Here is a 15329-nt window from a genome sequence, read left to right on the forward strand (position 1 = left end):
TGTGGATCACATCAACAGGCGTCTGACGATGGATACCGATGAGAATGTAGCGGCGCGGTCGGCGTGGTTCCGGTGGCGAAAGAAGAGGGGTTCAATCAAAGAAGCCCGTATCCTCTTCCCTGAGATACTTCCTGGCTGCTTCGGCGTCGATATCGAGGCCCAGTCCCGGCGCTTCCAGCAGGTCCACCATGCTGTCCTTCACGATCTGCGACGGCAGGCCGATCACGAGATCCTCCCACCAGGGGTCAGAGGCGCTCGGATATTCGAAGGCAATGTAGTTGGCGGGCAAGGTGGCGCAAACGTTGATCAGGGCGCCGAGGCCCAGCAGGCCGTTGGCGGTGCCGTGCGGCGCCATCAGGATGGAGTGCATGTAGGCGTGCTCGGCGACCCATTTGAGTTCGGCAATACCGCCGATATCGGCAGGATCGGGGCCGATGACGCGCACGGCCTGCGTCTCGATCAGCTCCTTGAAATTGTGCCGCAAGTAGATCTGCTCGCCGGTATGGATCGGCGTCGAGGTGGAGGTGGTCAGCTCCCGATAGGCCTGCGGATTGACCCACGGCACATAGTCGCCGGTCAGCATGTCCTCGAGCCACATCAAATTGTACTTCTCCACCGCGCGAGCGAACTTGATCGCATCGGGCAGCATCCAGCCCGGGCCGCAGTCGAGCGCCAGGCTGACCTTGTCGCCCAGCACTTCCTTCATGGCGATCACGCAGTCGAGCATGTGGTTGAAACCGCGCTCGCTGATCACGCCCTGATCCATGGCACCGTGATAGCCGGCCTTCTTCTGCGTCACGCCATAATGGAAGTCCTCGATGCTGTCCTTCATGTTCGAGTGGAACGAGATTCCTTGCTTGACCATGAAGAAGTTCTGCGGCTGCTCCATCATCCATTTGACGTCGGCCGCATAATCCTCCGGCCGGTCGCCCGCGCGTTTCCGGCGGATCGAGCCGTTATAGACGCGCACCTTGTCGCGCACCTTGCCGCCGAGCAGTTTGTAGGCCGGCACGCCAGCGGCCTTGCCGGCAATGTCCCACAGCGCATGCTCGATCGCGGAGACGGCGGCGCCATAGGGCTTGAACGAACCTCGCTGGCGGATCTTCAGCATCACCCGCTCGACGTCGGTCGGATCCTCGCCGATCAGCGCCTCGCGGAAATGCAGCACAAAGGGCTTGAGATAGGTCTTTGTGAACTCGACCTCGCCAAGGCCATGGAGGCCCTCATCAGTGACGACGCGAACGATGGGATGCCGCCCGATGACAGCGCAGCGCAGGTCGGCGATCTTCATGGCACAGTCCTATTTCACAGACGAGAAAGCTGTCGGTGTGAGCAGCTGGCTGGCGATATTGGCAACGATCTGCCCGTCACGCTCAGACTCGTCCCGGGCCCTGTGCCATGCCGGATCGGTGACGAAAGCCGCCCATTTCGCCTCACGCTCGGCCAGCGATTCCCAGGCGAGGAAATAGGTAAGGCGATTGCTGTTTTCGCCGATCGCCGTGGTGAAAAACCCGGCTTGGCGGATGCCATGCCTCTCCCAGATGGCCAGCGTCTGGTCGGAAAAGCGCTTGAGCAAAGCCGGCAGCCTGCCCGGCAGGCAGTCATAGATACGCAGTTCGTAGATCATGGTTTCGTCCGTTTCTTTCTTCGCCTCTCCCCTCGGAGAGGTCGACACGAATGGCCGGTCGTTGGCCCTGTGAGCTGGAGGAATGAGGGCTGGGGGTCTGGGCTAACTCCAGGTCCGGTCCCAGCTATATTCATTGTCCCAATGCTCGGTGGATTGCCAGATGCCGACCACACCCGGCTGCAGATGCTGCGAGATCACCTCGTCTACGACGTCGTCGATCCCCAGACCCGGCTTGTCCGGAACAGTGATGAACCCGTCCTGCACGAGCGGCTTGGGAAGGCCGGTGACGATATCGTCCCACCAGTCGACATCGGCGGAGTGATATTCGAGCGCCATGAAGTTCTCGGTCGCGGTGGCGACATGGGCCGCGGCCATCGCGGCGATTGGACTTTCGGCCATGTGGATGGCCATGGCGACGCCGTGATCCTGCGCCATGTCGCCGATCTTCTTGGTCTCCAGGATGCCCCCGCTGGTGAGCAGGTCCGGGTGGACAATGGAGAGGCCACCGCTCTTGAGCAGAGGCTCGAACCCCTCCTTGAGGTAAATGTCCTCGCCGGTGCAGATGGGCACCGTGGTGGCGTCCTGCAACTGCCGGTACTGCTCGGTGTATTGCCAGGGAATCACGTCCTCAAGCCAGGCCGGCACGTATTTTTCAATTCGCCTGGCGAGCCGAATGCCGTTCTGGAGTGAGATGTGGCCGACGTGGTCGATAGCGAGCGGGATCTCCATGCCGATGACCTCGCGAACTTCGGCAATGTACTGCTCGAGCAGGTCGAGGCCCTTGTCGGAAAAATGGAGGCCGGTAAACGGGTGGGCGACATTATGCAGGTCGTAGGCCGCGTTGCGGGCGCGCCGCTCATCAACGGTCTTGAGCGGGCCGCGGGCAGGATGAACGCGATAGCCTTCGAGTGAGCCGGCAGGAGACACGACCGCGCCGGGCACATCCGCGATCTGCATCAGCCCCAGATCCATCTTGAGGAAGGTGAAGCCGAGCTCCATGCGCTGCTTGAGACGTTTGCCGGTCTCTGTGCCGCTCGGCACGGTTGCATCGGTATCGCAATAGAGGCGCACCTTCTCCCGAAACCGGCCGCCGAGCATCTGGTAGATCGGAACGCCATAGGCCTTGCCGGCGAGATCCCACAGCGCGATTTCGACCGCCGAGACGCCGCCGCCTTGCCGGCCGTGCCCGCCGAACTGCTTGATCCGGCGAAACAGGCGATCGATGTTGCAGGGATTCTCGCCAAGCAACCGGCTCTTCAGCATCAGCGCGTAGGTGGCGCTGGCCCCGTCGCGCACCTCGCCAAGCCCGACGATGCCCTGGTTGGTGTAGATCTTGAGCAGCGCCGTTGTGAACGGTGCGCCGACGATTTCAGCCACCCGCATGTCGGTGATGCGAAGATCGGACGGCTTGGAGTTCATGTTCACCCGATCAAGGGCTTCGTCGGCTCCACCGGTCTTGGGCATCACTTATCCTCGTTTTTGGTAGGCGGGCTTTTCGGCGGCATGCAGCCCCGACATGAGGCGACATGCGTCAGCCCAGCTCAATCTCGTGGGCTTGCAGGTACTCGCGGTCCATCTCGATGCCGAGACCGGGCCTCGACGTCAGTTTCAGGCTGCCGTTCGAAACGTCGAGCGGTGTGTCGATGAGATGATCGTATTTACCCAGGTTCCACTCCGACGTCTCGAGCTTGTAAAAGTTAGGAACTGTCATCATCACCTGCGCGCCCGCCACCACGTTGATCGGCCCTGCGGCGTCATGCGGCGAGACCGGGACGTAGTAGGCTTCGCACAGGGCAGAGATCTTCTTGAGTTCGGTAATGCCGCCGGTCCAGGTGACGTCAGGCATGATGTAGTCAGCGAGCTTGTTTTCGAGCACCGGCACGAAGTCCCACTTGGTGTGGCCGCGCTCTCCCCACGAGATGGCGGCGCTGACCTTCTCACGCACCTGCTTGAGGGCATTGAGGCTCTCGGGCGGGCAAGGCTCCTCGAACCAGTCGATCTGGCCGGCTTCCTCGAGGCTTCGGCAGAGGCGAATGGCGGTTGGAACATCGAAACGGCCGTGCGCGTCGATGAGAATGTCGACATCAGGGCCCGCCGTTTCGCGGATCAGAGCCGTGAGTTCGGCCGCTTCGCGCTCGTCCTTGCGAGTCATGCTGCCATCGAGGTAGCCGTCCCGCTGTTCGCGCGACACGCCATCGGCGCCACGTCCCTGATGCGGGAAAGGATCAAACTTGAGCGCGGTGTGTCCGGACTCGACGATGTCCCGAATTTCGCGGACCACCGCCTCCTTGCTGGTAAATTTGGACTGGTTAGGATGGGTGTAGAGCGCGATTTCATCGCGCACCGGCCCGCCCAGCAGCTCGTAGATGGGCTTGCCCAAAACTTTGCCCCGGATGTCCCAGAGAGCTATGTCGATGGCGCTCACGCATTCGACCGCGGCGCCGCGGCTGCCCATATAGGTGAAGCTGCGGAAAATCTTGTGCCAGAGATGCTCGATCCGGGCCGGGTCCTCGCCGGTCACGGCGGCGCCGATCTGCCGTAGGATCGTGCAGAGCGCGCGGTTGGCGAGCTTGGTGGTGGTCGTGATCTCTCCCCAGCCGCTCACCCCCTCGTCGGTCGTCACTTCGACGAACAGGTACTCTCCCCAATAGGACGCATCGGACTTGATCAGCCACGGCCGAATGCTCGTAATTTTCATGTCAGCTACCTCTGTCTGATCGTCGGGCTAGCGATGTTCTGGAACGGGCATTCTATCCGGCCCGAGCGGCGTTGCGCGCACGCATATGTTCGAGGATGTGCCGGCCGGAGCCCTCGACATGGCGAGCAACGAGTTCGGCCGCCTTGTCGGCGTCTCCGGCTTTTACGAACGCGATGAGCTCGCGGTGCTCGCGAATGATCGCGGCACGCCGGGCAAGCGTGAAATTGAAACGCCGGCTCACGGCTCGCAGCACTTCACGATGCTTCCACCAAAGCTCGGCGGCATGGCGGTTGTAATGCCGCTGGTACATCACGGTGTGGAAGGCGGTATCCAGCTCGCTGTGCCTGAACGTATCGGCGAAGTTGTTCTCTTCAATCAGGTCCTGGAGACGTTGGAGTTCGGCGATGTCCTCGCCGGTGGCCATATTCACAAACCATCGCGTCAGGGCCGGCTCGATCAGAACGCCGATCTCATAAATGTCGCGGACAAACTCCTGATCGATAGGCCGGACGCGCGCCCCGCGGTTGGGGAGAAAGGTGACAAAGCCTTCGCCGCGCAACAGCTGCAAGGCTTCGCGCACGGGGTTGGTCGAGGTGCCGTGGCGCCGGGCGAGATCAGTGACCACGAGCCGTTCGTTGGCGGCAAGCCGTCCCTCGATGATGTCTTCCCTGATCAGCTCATAAAGCGAGGCGCCCTCGCTGGACGCCCCTATGGGGTCAATCCCCACCGGTGGCTTGGCTTTGAAATCGTTTGGTTCGGCCAAGGCCGGCTCCCCTGGATTAATACACACCCTTTCCGATTAACACGCAAAGTTTCGATAAACAATGTACGATCTAACGCGTTGACAGGCAATTCATGATCTGAAAACGTACAAGGCTCCCGAACGGGTACACAGATACAAAGACGTCCTGCGATCAAACGAGCAAGACCGCTTTGCCTCGCCGCAAAGCGGCATGGGAGAACCAGGGAGGATACCTATGACGAGGATTATACTCGGCAGTGCGGTCCTGCGCGGCACTGTCGCCAGCGTTTTGGCGGCATCACTGATGTCCACATCGGCGCTGGGCGCGCCGCCGGTCGACCTCAGCAAGTGGTCGCCGGAATATGTCCGCGCCATTGCGGGCACACAGGATTTCGACACGGCGGCCGATTGTGCCAAGGTCACCCCGCTGGACTACAAGGGGCGACTGACCTTCTGGTATCAGGGCGTTTTCGAGGGCGACCCCGACCTCCTGCGCCAATACTACAAGGAATTCTTCGAAACCTTCCGCAAGACCTATCCAAACATCCAGCTCGAGGAACAAGCCCTCACCTATAACGATCTTCTCGACAAGTTCCGCACCGCGCTCCTCGGCAATGCCGCGCCGATGGCGGTCCGCTTGCAAATCCTGGGTGGTACCGAATTCGCTTCAAAAGGCTATCTGCAGCCGCTGAAGCCCGAGGATGTGGGCTATTCGACCGAGGACTTCTGGCCCGGCGCCATGAAGGCCGTGACCTGGGACGGGGTGACCTACGGCATTCCAACCAACAACGAAACGATGGCGTTCATCTGGAACGCCGACATCTTCAAACGCGCCGGCCTCGATCCGGACAAGCCACCGGCAACCTGGGACGACGTCATCAAGTATTCCAAGCAGATCCACGACAAGCTCGGCATTGCCGGGTATGGCCTCGTGGCTCGCAAGAATGCCGGCAATACGCCGTATCGCTTCATGCCGCAGCTATGGGCCTATGGTGGCGGCGTCTTCGACGAAGCGGCGGCAAACCCGACCTATGAGCAGGTCGAACTCGACAGCCCGCAGAGCAAGGCGGCGCTGCAGGCTTCCTACGACATGTATGTTCGCGACAAGTCGGTTCCGGTTTCGGCACTCACCAACCAGCAGGCCGATAACCAGCCCCTGTTCGTCGCCGGCCAACTCGGCATGATGATCTCGCACCCGTCCGACTACAATGTCATGCTCGACCTGCAGAAGAAGGCGACGGGCACCGACAAGGACAAGGCGCAGACCGTCATCGACAACATGCGCTACGGCCTGATCCCGGCCGGGCCCGACGGCAAGCGCGCGGTCGTGTTCGGCGGCTCGAACATCCACATCCTGAAGCCCGAATATGTCGAAGGCGGCAAGGTAGACGAGCCGGCGGCGAGGGCTATCATCTGCATGTGGACGAGCCCTGAATGGTCGCTGAAGATGGCCTATGCTGGATCGAATCCCGGCAACCTGAACGGCTTCAAGACCAAATGGATGAAGGAACGTCTGGACAACATCAAATTCCTCGATGTCACGACCTCGATGCTGCCATACGGCATCCCGTTCCCAGCGCTGCCGCAGGCCCCGGAGATCATGAACATCATCGTCCCGGACATGCTGCAGAATGCTCTGACCGGAGCGATGACCGTCGACCAGGCGGCGGACGACGCGGCCCAGAAGGTGAAAGACCTGATGGGCGGGCTCTAGCCTGCGCCTGACCCACGACCTGACCGGCTGCGCTGACAGCGCAGCCGGTTCGTTCCGAAGAAACAAGGGCATACCATCGTGACGATCGTGACCGGCAACGCCGAGGCGCGCCGAAAATTGCAACCCGGCAGGTCCGGTGCGCTGCGGGATATCTGGGAGCATCGCGCCGACTACGCGTACGTGCTGCCCGCGATCGCCGTGATGCTCATCGTCATCGCCTATCCGATCTACTACACGATCGAGCTGTCGTTCTATAAGACGCCGCCTGGCTTGCAGCTTCGTGACAAGACCTTCATCGGCTTCGACAACTACACGGCCATCCTCACCAGCGAGGTGTTCTGGAAAGTCACCTGGAACACGCTGATCTGGACATTCGGATCCACTTTCATCTCCTTTGTCCTGGGGTTTGCCACTGCGCTGGCACTCCACCGCGACTTTATCGGCCGCGGTGTGCTGCGCGCTATCCTGATCATTCCCTGGGTCATCAGCGCGGTCGCCGCCTCCTATATCTGGAAGTGGATCTACCATTCGGATTTCGGCATCATCGGCGCAGTGCTGGTCGGCCTCGGATTGGCCGACCGACCGCCGAATTTCATCGACAATGTCAGCACGGTTCTCCCCTCCCTGATCGTCGTCAACATCTGGCGCGAGTTTCCGTTCGCTATGATCATGATGATGGCGGGCCTGCAGACAGTCCCCGAGCAATTGCTGCTCGCCGCGAAAGTTGACGGAGCCAATGCCTGGCAGCGCTTCTGGCACGTCACCTTCCCGCACCTTCGAAACGTCTCGGTGGTGACGATCCTGCTGCTGGCAGTGGCCAACTTCAATTCCTTCATCATCCCCTGGATCATGACCGGCGGCGGGCCGTCGAACGCGTCGCATATCTGGATCACCCATATTTACGAACTCGCCTTCGGCCGGCAGCGCTGGGGCGTGGCATCGGCCTATTCGGTGCTCCTGTTCATCATCCTGATGACGCTGGGCTACTTCTATGTCCGTGCGCTGAGCGGCAACGAGCGGAAGGAGGGCGGTGCATGAGCGCGATTGCCGAGACGGTCTCCCGAGGCCAGACCCGTCGCCGTATGCGCGTCGACGGGTGGCGGTGGGCCGGGCGCATCTTCCTCGTTTTCATGCTGCTTTATACGGCGTTGCCGATGATCTGGATGCTGATCACCTCGATCAAATCCGGGTTCGCGGCGACGCAATTCCCGCCGCAATGGTGGCCGGACGAGCCGACCCTCGCCAGCTATCAGAAATTGCTCGATCCGCAGAACAGCGTCGGCCAGGACTTCCTCCGCTTCTTCTGGAACAGCCTGTTCGTGTCGACCGTCACGACAATCCTTTCCGTAATCGTGGCTGTCCCCGCGGCCTACGCTTTTTCGCGCTTCAGTTTCCCCGGACGGAACTTCCTGTTCTTCGCCGTTTTGCTGCGCAACATGTTTCCGGCAGTGATCTTTCTCGTGCCGCTCTTCATCCTGATGCGCGCGATCGGCCTGGTGAACACGCACGGCTCGCTCATTCTCACCTATCTGACCTTCGGGCTGCCGCTGGCGATCTGGCTGCTCAAGGGCTTCTACGACAACATCCCGGTGCAACTCGAGCAGGCGGCGCGCATCGACGGCGCAACGCGGTTCCAGGCCTTCATCCTGATCGTGATGCCGCTCTCGACGCCTGGGATCATCGCCACCGCGATCTATTCCTTCATCGGCGCCTGGAACGAATACATCTACGCCTACACCTTCCTTTCCAAGAACGAGCAATTGACGCTGCCGGTCGGCATCCAGCGCTTCTTCTCGGAAAACACGACGGACTTTCCGGGCCTGATGGCGGCCAGCTTCATGATGAGCGTGCCCGTCGTGGTGCTGTTCCTCGTCCTGCAACGATACTTCGTACGCGCCCTTACAGAAGGCGCGGTCAAGCATTAGGGAGTTGCCAATGGCCCACGTGGTCCTCAAAGATCTCGTCAAGACCTATGGCGGCTTCAAAGCTGTCAACGATGTTTCGCTGACGGTCAATGACGGCGAGTTCGTTGCGCTGGTCGGCCCGTCAGGCTGCGGCAAGACAACCACGCTCAATCTCGTCGCGGGGCTGACCTCGATCACATCGGGCGACATCGTCATCGGAGACCGGGTGGTCAATGATCTCGACCCCAAGGACCGGGACATCGCAATGGTGTTCCAGAACTACGCGCTGTACCCGCAGAAATCGGTCTACAAGAACCTGGCGTTCCCGCTGCAGATGCGGAAACTCTCCAGGGACGAGATCGACAAGAAGGTCAGGGAAGCGGCGCGCGTTCTCGACATGACGCACCTGCTCGAGCGCAAACCGCGGGAACTTTCGGGCGGGCAGCAGCAGCGCGTCGCCCTTGGCCGTGCCCTCGTCCGCGACCCCGCTGTGTTCCTCATGGACGAGCCGCTCTCCAACCTCGACGCCAAACTGCGCGTGCAGATGCGATCCGAGATCAAGCGCTTCCACCAGGACCTCAAGGCAACGATCATCTACGTGACGCACGACCAGCTCGAAGCCGTGACCATGGCCGACAAGATGGCGGTGATGAATGGCGGCTATCTGCAGCAATACGATTCGCCGGCGCAGGTCTTTGCCCATCCGGTCAACATGTTCGTCGCCAGCTTCATCGGCAGCCCGGCGATGAGCCTCATTCCGCTGGAGGCTTCGACGGCAAACGGCAGCACCGCATTGACCAGCGCGGAAGGCTGGACGCTTGAGCTGTCGCAACTCAACGCGCGCAAGGTCCAGGGAGCGACCACCAAGAAGGTCGTGCTCGGCGCGCGGCACTCGACGATCAAGCTGCACAAAAGCGCGGTCCCCGGTGCCATTCCGGCCAAGGCCTATACGGTGGAGCCGACCGGAGACGTCACCTTCGTGCAAGCATTCCTGTCGGGCGCCATCGTCAACATCAGCGTGTCGCCCAACGTCGCCGTCAAAGCTGATGAGCGTATCTGGCTCGAGTTCGACCAGGAGCGGATGCATCTGTTCGATGGCGAAACTGAAATGGCCCTCAAGGCCGACTGAGACAGGGGATGCGCGTGGAACGCGGGGGTGGATGACTAAGAACCTGAAGATCACCGCGATCAAGCCCTACCCGGTGTGGGTGGGAACGCGCAACCAGATGCTCGTCAAGGTCGAGACCGATCAGGGTATCTTCGGCTGGGGCGAAAGCGGCTTGAGCGGTCGCGAGAAAGCCGTGGCGGGCGCGGTCGAGCACTATCGCGAGTTTCTCATCGGCCGCGACCCGATGCAGATCGGCCTGATCTGGCAGGAGGTTTACCGCAGTCAGTACTTCGAAGGAGGCCGGGTCCTGCAGGCGGCGATTTCCGCCATCGACATCGCCCTTCATGACATCAAAGGCAAGGCGCTGGGGGTGCCCGTCTACGAGCTGCTTGGCGGCAAGCAGCGCGACCGCGTGCCCACCTTCGCCTCGACCGGAGACGAGGCCGAGGGCGATGTTGCGATCGAACGCGCCCGCGAACTGCGCGCGCAGGGCTGGCAGGCAATCCGCTTCTTCCCCATCGGACAAAGCAGCAAGGACGTCTTCGAGCCGCGTGAATCGATCGGCCCTACGGCGAGCATGCTGAACAAAGCGCGCGAGGCGCTGGGCGATGAGGTGGTGCTCGGCGTCGATTATCATCACCGGCTGTCGGTGGCCGAGGCGGCGAGCTTCTGCAGCAAGCTTGGCCGCGGCGTGCTTGATTTCCTCGAGGAGCCGATACGGGCCGAGACACCAGAGGCGTACGAGTCCCTTCGTACGATGACCGACATCCCCTTTGCCATCGGCGAGGAATTTGCCAGCAAGTGGCAGTTCCTGCCTTACATCGAGCGCGGCATCCACCAGTTCAACCGGCTCGATGTCTGCAATGTCGGCGGGCTCACCGAGGCGATGAAAGTCGCTGGCTGGAGCGAGGCGCACTATGTGGACCTGATGCCGCACAATCCCCTTGGCCCGGTGTGCACGGCCGCAACCGTGCATCTCGCCGCCGCGGTGCCCAACTTTGCGTGGCTAGAAACCAGGATCCCCGAAAGGAAGCTGGGTTTCGACAATTCCGACTTTTTCCCCGTACAGCCAAGGCTCGACGGGACCGATTATCCGGTCAGCGACCTGCCGGGCCTCGGCGTCGAGGTCAATGAAGCGGCGGTCCAGGCGCAGAGTTTCCGTTTCTGGGAAGCACCACATCTCAAGCGCCGCGACGGCTCTGTCACCAACTGGTAATTCAATTTCAACCGGAGTCCGAAAATGACGCATACTCCCGATATCACGCGGCCGCCCAAGGACCTGATCGACGCGCTAAGGGAGATCGGCGCCGCCACGGTCGCGGGCACACTTGGCCATATGGGCTTTCGCAATCCGCACATGGTCGGCCCGGTGCCGCAGAACCATGGGAAGTCGATCGTCGGGCCGGCACTGACATTGCAGTTCATGCCGCAGAGACCGGACCTCTTCACCGAGGGAGAATATGCCGATCCGGAGACGCAACTTCACAGACATGTGCTCTACCATGCGCAGGAGGGCGACGTGGTCGTCGTCGACGCGCGCGGCGACATGAGCTCCGGTGTCTTCGGCGATATGATGTCGACCTATTTCAAGGGCAGAGGCGGTGCGGGCATCGTCATCGATGGGTGCATGCGCGACCGGCCCAATGTCGAAAAGCTCGACCTGCCTCTTTGGCTGCGCGGCTGGACGCCAAATTATCATGTGCAGACCAGCATCTATCCCAATGCGGTCAACGTTCCGATTGCCTGCGGCGGTGTCACGGTGATCCCCGGCGACATCATCGTCGCCGATGACGACGGGGTGGTGGTGCTTCCCGTCGCAATGGCCCCGAAGGTCATCGAAGAATCCCAGAAGCATCACGATTGGGAGGAATTCTCACGAATGAAACTCATGGGGGGCGCGCCGTTGCAACGCTACTATCCACTGCACCCAAGCGCGAACGACGAGTACGAGGCTTGGCGGAAAGCCAACGCCAAACCTTGATAGACAGGATGAACTGACAGTCGCCAGCGCGCGTCAGCCATTCCCCCTAATTTATCCTGGCGCCGCGCTGTGCGTCGAACAGGTGCGCCTTGCGCATCATCGTCTCCAGCCCGATCTCCTGATCAGGTTTGAATGGCGGCCGATCCCGGCTCTCCGCCCGCTCGTTGACCTAAGCTGGGTTTAATCCCTGGCCACTCCAGACCTGTCCCTGCCGAAAGCTGGCGGCTTTTGCATCGGGAGATACCTGACCGCGCTGGTGGCGACACATTACCGTAACGGAAGCGGTCCTATCATTCATTCGGTGATTTTGGGCGAGGGTCGGGGATCGTCGGCCGGGACCGTCAAGATTAGGGGACCTGATATGGCCACGCAGCTTTGTCACATAGAGACAGCATTCTCGGGAACGGGCTCGGCAATGGCTCCAAAGTTCGCGGAATCATGCGCTTGGGCGAATGCACGAGGCGTAACGATCTATCAGCGTTCAAAAACGGTATGGATCGCGGCCGGCGGCTATCGAGGCCGCGATTTGAAAGTAAAGGGACGGTCGCCTGCCACCGCGCTCGCACTATGGATTGAGGCTGTCCAGTACAGAGGTTCGACATGAGGCTGACCAACGAGGCGTCCAAGGCACGCAAGGAGATCAGCATCCATCGTATCGCCGCCCTGATACCAGCTTAGGATATCGCAGGCCGTCGCCGAAAATCGATCCCCGGCCGAGCTTTGTCCATGCGATCAGCCCGGCCGCTTTGGTCGAGCTGGTTCATCATGAGCCCGCGAGCGCCAGCATGACGCTCGCCCAAGTGCGGAACGCACCTGGCTCAACATCAAGCGGACGCCCGGAGCTGAAAATTTTACGCGGCCGCGCCTGGCGCCGCGGCTCCGGTCGCGTAAAAATGCTTCTGTCGAAGCTCGAATCAACTCCGCCATCATGTTTTCTCCAGAAGAAACGCCTATATAAAAGCAGGTTGGCGGGCCGTTGCCATTCGGGCAGACACCGCTGGCGTTGCGGCGGTGATCCGAACCCGCCAAAACGGATGGCGCGCCCTGCCGGACGGTTTGATATCGCGGTCAACACGTAGGGAGAAACACGCGATCGGGTTGCGCTCGGCATGTGTTGATGGTTTGTTGCCGGTCAGCGGAGAACGAGTGATGCGAGAATCCATCGGTCAAGACGAATACGGGTCGACCAGCCCCTTCGATCCGGATGACCTGCCGAATTTGAATGCGATCGGTCCGGCGATGGGCAGCGGCAATGACTTCGAGAGATACGCGGTCGCCGTCATAATCGTGTTCGGCGCCCTGATCATAGGCGGGCTGATGGCCGCGTCGATGACCTTCGGCCACCGCAACGGTTTCCTGTTCGCGCTCGGCGGCGCCACATCGGCCTGGATATCGGGAAACGCGCTTCTGCTCGACCGGCCGCGCATCTACGCACTGTTCGTCGGCATCGCGGCCCTGATGCTGATCGCATCCACCGTCACGCTGATTTCGTGACGGCTTGATCGTCAATTAGAGCGGTCGTTTCACGGAAACTCAGGTCGCCCTGTCTTTTCGTTTTCGGTGCGATTGCGGACGCGGGTTCACGCGCTTGCGGAGTGCGCCAGTCCCATCAGTAGCCGAGCGCCTCGCCGGAAGCGGCGCGGCTGTCGATGGCGCCATTGTAGCGCGCGCCGCCACCCTTCCCGATTTCCGCAAGGCTCTTGCCGCCGACCAGGATGCCCGCCGCCTGGCCCCAGGTCTTGTCGCTGAGATCGAGGTGATAACCCATGCCGGCCAGCAACCTTTCGGTGTCCGGCGACAGGCCGAACGGCTCGATGTAGACCGTGTCGGGCAGCCATTGATGATGGATGCGCGGCGCGTCGATCGCCTCCTGGATGTTCATGCCGTGGTCGATGACGTTGACGATGGCTTCCAGCGTAATGGTGATGATGCGCGAACCGCCGGGGCTGCCGATGACCATGAACGGCTTGCCGTCCTTGGCCACCACGGTCGGGCTCATCGACGACAGCGGCGTCTTCTTCGGCTGGATGGCGTTGGCCTCGCCCTGGACCAGGCCGTAGAGGTTGGGCACGCCGGGCTTCTGGGTGAAATCGTCCATCTCGTTGTTGAGCAGGATACCGGTTCCGTCGGCGACGACGCCGGCGCCAAACGAGCCGTTGAGCGTGTAGGTGACCGCGACCGCGTTGCCGTCCTTGTCGATGATCGAATAATGCGTCGTCTCCTTGCTCTCGCCGAACCCCTTCGGCATCAGGTCCTGAGACACGCCGGCCCGGAACGGATCGATCTTGTCGCGGATGTCCTTGGCGTAGGCCTTGTCCAGCAGTTTCGAGACCGGATTGTCGACGAAATCGGGATCTCCGAGCGCCGAATTGCGGTCGACATAGGCGTGGCGCATGGCCTCGACCATGACATGCACGGTCTCGGCCGAACCGGCGCCAAGATAGGACAGCGGATAGCCTTCCAGCACGTTGAGGATTTCACAGATGATGACGCCGCCGGAGCTGGGCGGCGGCGAGGAAATGATCTCGTAGCCGCGATAGGAACAGGTCACCGGCTTGAGCTCGCGCACCGCATATTGTTCGAAATCGCCCTTGGCCAGGATACCGCCCTTGGCGCCGCTTGCCTTGACGATGGCATCGGCGATGGCGCCCTTGTAGAAGGCGTCGGGGCCTTTTTCGGAAATCGCCGAGAGCGACGCGGCTAGGTCGGGTTGGACCAGCCGCTCGCCGATGCCATAGGGCTTGCCATCCGGCTTCAGGAATATGGCCGCCGCGGCGGGATCCTTCGCCAGCCTGTCGGCACCTCCGGCAAACGAGGCGGCGTCACCCTGATTGAGGATGAACCCGTCCTTGGCATAGCGAATGGCCGGCGCCATGAGGTCCTGCCGGGACAAGGTGCCGTATTTTTCGCGCGCCATCTCGAAACCGGCGACGGAGCCCGGCACGCCGACGGCGAGGTAGCCGTCGAGGCTGGCGCCTTTCACCGGTTTGCCGTCCTTGTCGAGATACATGGTCTTGGTCGCGGCCAGCGGCGCACGTTCGCGGAAATCGAGGAAGGTCGACTTGCCGTCCTTGAAGCGGACAGTCATGAAGCCGCCGCCGCCGATATTGCCGGCATTGGGATAGACGACGGCGAGCGCATAACCAACGGCGACCGCCGCATCGACGGCGTTGCCGCCCTTCTTCAGGACTTCGACGCCCACCTCCGACGCCAGATGCTGCGCGGTGACAACCATGCCGTTCTCGCCTTTGGCAGGCGCTGGCGAGGCGGCGAAGGCGGCCGCCCATGGCGCGAAAGCGATTGTGAAGGAGAGGCTGACGGCGATCAGCGTGCGGCGAGTGATATGCATGGCGAGGCTCCTGGCGGGGGACGCCTAGGAAACCGTGTTGGGGTGATCGAGTCCACTAACAATTGAGGGGGCACGAGAAAGAGCCCCACCCGGATTGCCATCCGACCTCTTCCCTAGTCTAGTGGAGAGGAGGCTGTCAGCGCTCGCGCCAGTCTCTTCTCCCCAGCGGGGGAAGGTGGCCGCGAAGCGACCGGATGAGGGGCGGG

At 61.6% G+C, this 15329-nt stretch carries 13 protein-coding genes; 7 read left to right on the forward strand and 6 right to left on the reverse strand.

Translation table 11 applies throughout. The features are described from left to right. Positions 1–91: 91 nt before the first annotated feature. From FJ946_RS13400 to FJ946_RS13420, 5 genes are all read right to left on the reverse strand, one after another. On the reverse strand, positions 92–1291 hold the full coding sequence (locus FJ946_RS13400) for a mandelate racemase/muconate lactonizing enzyme family protein (protein ID WP_140564765.1): 1200 nt from the start codon (positions 1289–1291) through the stop codon (positions 92–94). 9 nt (positions 1292–1300) lie between these two features. After that, positions 1301–1627, reverse strand: coding sequence for an NIPSNAP family protein (locus FJ946_RS13405; RefSeq protein ID WP_140496531.1), 327 nt, complete (start codon positions 1625–1627; stop codon positions 1301–1303). A 102-nt stretch (positions 1628–1729) separates the two neighbouring features. Next, complete coding sequence (locus FJ946_RS13410) at positions 1730–3091, reverse strand: mandelate racemase/muconate lactonizing enzyme family protein (RefSeq protein ID WP_140564767.1); 1362 nt, start codon at positions 3089–3091, stop codon at positions 1730–1732. Positions 3092–3158: 67 nt separating this feature from the next. Then, positions 3159–4325: a mandelate racemase/muconate lactonizing enzyme family protein gene (locus FJ946_RS13415; protein ID WP_140564768.1), complete on the reverse strand. Its 1167-nt coding sequence runs from the start codon at positions 4323–4325 to the stop codon at positions 3159–3161. 52 nt (positions 4326–4377) lie between these two features. Continuing rightward, positions 4378–5088 carry a GntR family transcriptional regulator gene (locus FJ946_RS13420; protein ID WP_140496537.1) on the reverse strand — a complete coding sequence of 237 codons (711 nt, stop codon included), beginning with the start codon at positions 5086–5088 and terminating at the stop codon, positions 4378–4380. A gap of 214 nt (positions 5089–5302) precedes the next feature. Between FJ946_RS13420 and FJ946_RS13425 the strand changes: the two genes are divergently transcribed. The 7 genes from FJ946_RS13425 (at position 5303) to FJ946_RS13455 (ending at position 13268) form a co-directional block, all read left to right on the forward strand. After that, positions 5303–6781: a sugar ABC transporter substrate-binding protein gene (locus FJ946_RS13425; protein ID WP_140564770.1), complete on the forward strand. Its 1479-nt coding sequence runs from the start codon at positions 5303–5305 to the stop codon at positions 6779–6781. 78 nt (positions 6782–6859) lie between these two features. Then, positions 6860–7819, forward strand: coding sequence for a sugar ABC transporter permease (locus FJ946_RS13430; RefSeq protein WP_140564772.1), 960 nt, complete (start codon positions 6860–6862; stop codon positions 7817–7819). Then, positions 7816–8706, forward strand: a complete 891-nt coding sequence (locus FJ946_RS13435) for a carbohydrate ABC transporter permease (protein ID WP_140496543.1) — start codon at positions 7816–7818, stop codon at positions 8704–8706. The genes FJ946_RS13430 and FJ946_RS13435 overlap by 4 nt, the downstream gene beginning before the upstream one ends. Positions 8707–8716: 10 nt before the next feature. Continuing rightward, a complete protein-coding gene (locus FJ946_RS13440) occupies positions 8717–9814 on the forward strand; it encodes an ABC transporter ATP-binding protein (RefSeq protein WP_140557664.1) in 1098 nt (365 codons plus the stop codon). A gap of 31 nt (positions 9815–9845) precedes the next feature. Continuing rightward, positions 9846–11009 (forward strand): mandelate racemase/muconate lactonizing enzyme family protein, encoded by a 1164-nt coding sequence (locus tag FJ946_RS13445; RefSeq protein WP_140564773.1) that lies wholly within the window; start codon positions 9846–9848, stop codon positions 11007–11009. Between the two features lie 24 nt (positions 11010–11033). Then, on the forward strand, positions 11034–11774 hold the full coding sequence (locus tag FJ946_RS13450) for a ribonuclease activity regulator RraA (RefSeq protein WP_140496549.1): 741 nt from the start codon (positions 11034–11036) through the stop codon (positions 11772–11774). Between the two features lie 1149 nt (positions 11775–12923). Then, entirely contained in the window at positions 12924–13268 is a 345-nt protein-coding gene (locus FJ946_RS13455) for a hypothetical protein (RefSeq protein ID WP_140496551.1), read from the forward strand. A 115-nt stretch (positions 13269–13383) separates the two neighbouring features. Here FJ946_RS13455 and ggt read toward each other — a convergent pair whose 3' ends face one another. Beyond that, positions 13384–15123 carry a gamma-glutamyltransferase gene (ggt, locus tag FJ946_RS13460; RefSeq protein WP_140496553.1) on the reverse strand — a complete coding sequence of 580 codons (1740 nt, stop codon included), beginning with the start codon at positions 15121–15123 and terminating at the stop codon, positions 13384–13386. Positions 15124–15329: the final 206 nt, after the last annotated feature.

It is taken from the genome of Mesorhizobium sp. B2-4-7, from assembly GCF_006442685.1.
GTDB lineage: Bacteria > Pseudomonadota > Alphaproteobacteria > Rhizobiales > Rhizobiaceae > Mesorhizobium.

Bases quoted from the DNA above. Each gene is read 5' to 3' on its own strand.
- FJ946_RS13400 (WP_140564765.1), bottom strand. From the start codon at position 1,291: ATGAAGATCGCCGACCTGCGCTGCGCTGTCATCGGGCGGCATCCCATC.
- FJ946_RS13405 (WP_140496531.1), bottom strand. From the start codon at position 1,627: ATGATCTACGAACTGCGTATCTATGACTGCCTGCCGGGCAGGCTGCCG.
- FJ946_RS13410 (WP_140564767.1), bottom strand. From the start codon at position 3,091: ATGCCCAAGACCGGTGGAGCCGACGAAGCCCTTGATCGGGTGAACATG.
- FJ946_RS13415 (WP_140564768.1), bottom strand. From the start codon at position 4,325: ATGAAAATTACGAGCATTCGGCCGTGGCTGATCAAGTCCGATGCGTCC.
- FJ946_RS13425 (WP_140564770.1), top strand. From the start codon at position 5,303: ATGACGAGGATTATACTCGGCAGTGCGGTCCTGCGCGGCACTGTCGCC.
- FJ946_RS13435 (WP_140496543.1), top strand. From the start codon at position 7,816: ATGAGCGCGATTGCCGAGACGGTCTCCCGAGGCCAGACCCGTCGCCGT.
- FJ946_RS13440 (WP_140557664.1), top strand. From the start codon at position 8,717: ATGGCCCACGTGGTCCTCAAAGATCTCGTCAAGACCTATGGCGGCTTC.
- FJ946_RS13445 (WP_140564773.1), top strand. From the start codon at position 9,846: ATGACTAAGAACCTGAAGATCACCGCGATCAAGCCCTACCCGGTGTGG.
- FJ946_RS13450 (WP_140496549.1), top strand. From the start codon at position 11,034: ATGACGCATACTCCCGATATCACGCGGCCGCCCAAGGACCTGATCGAC.
- FJ946_RS13455 (WP_140496551.1), top strand. From the start codon at position 12,924: ATGCGAGAATCCATCGGTCAAGACGAATACGGGTCGACCAGCCCCTTC.
- ggt (WP_140496553.1), bottom strand. From the start codon at position 15,123: ATGCATATCACTCGCCGCACGCTGATCGCCGTCAGCCTCTCCTTCACA.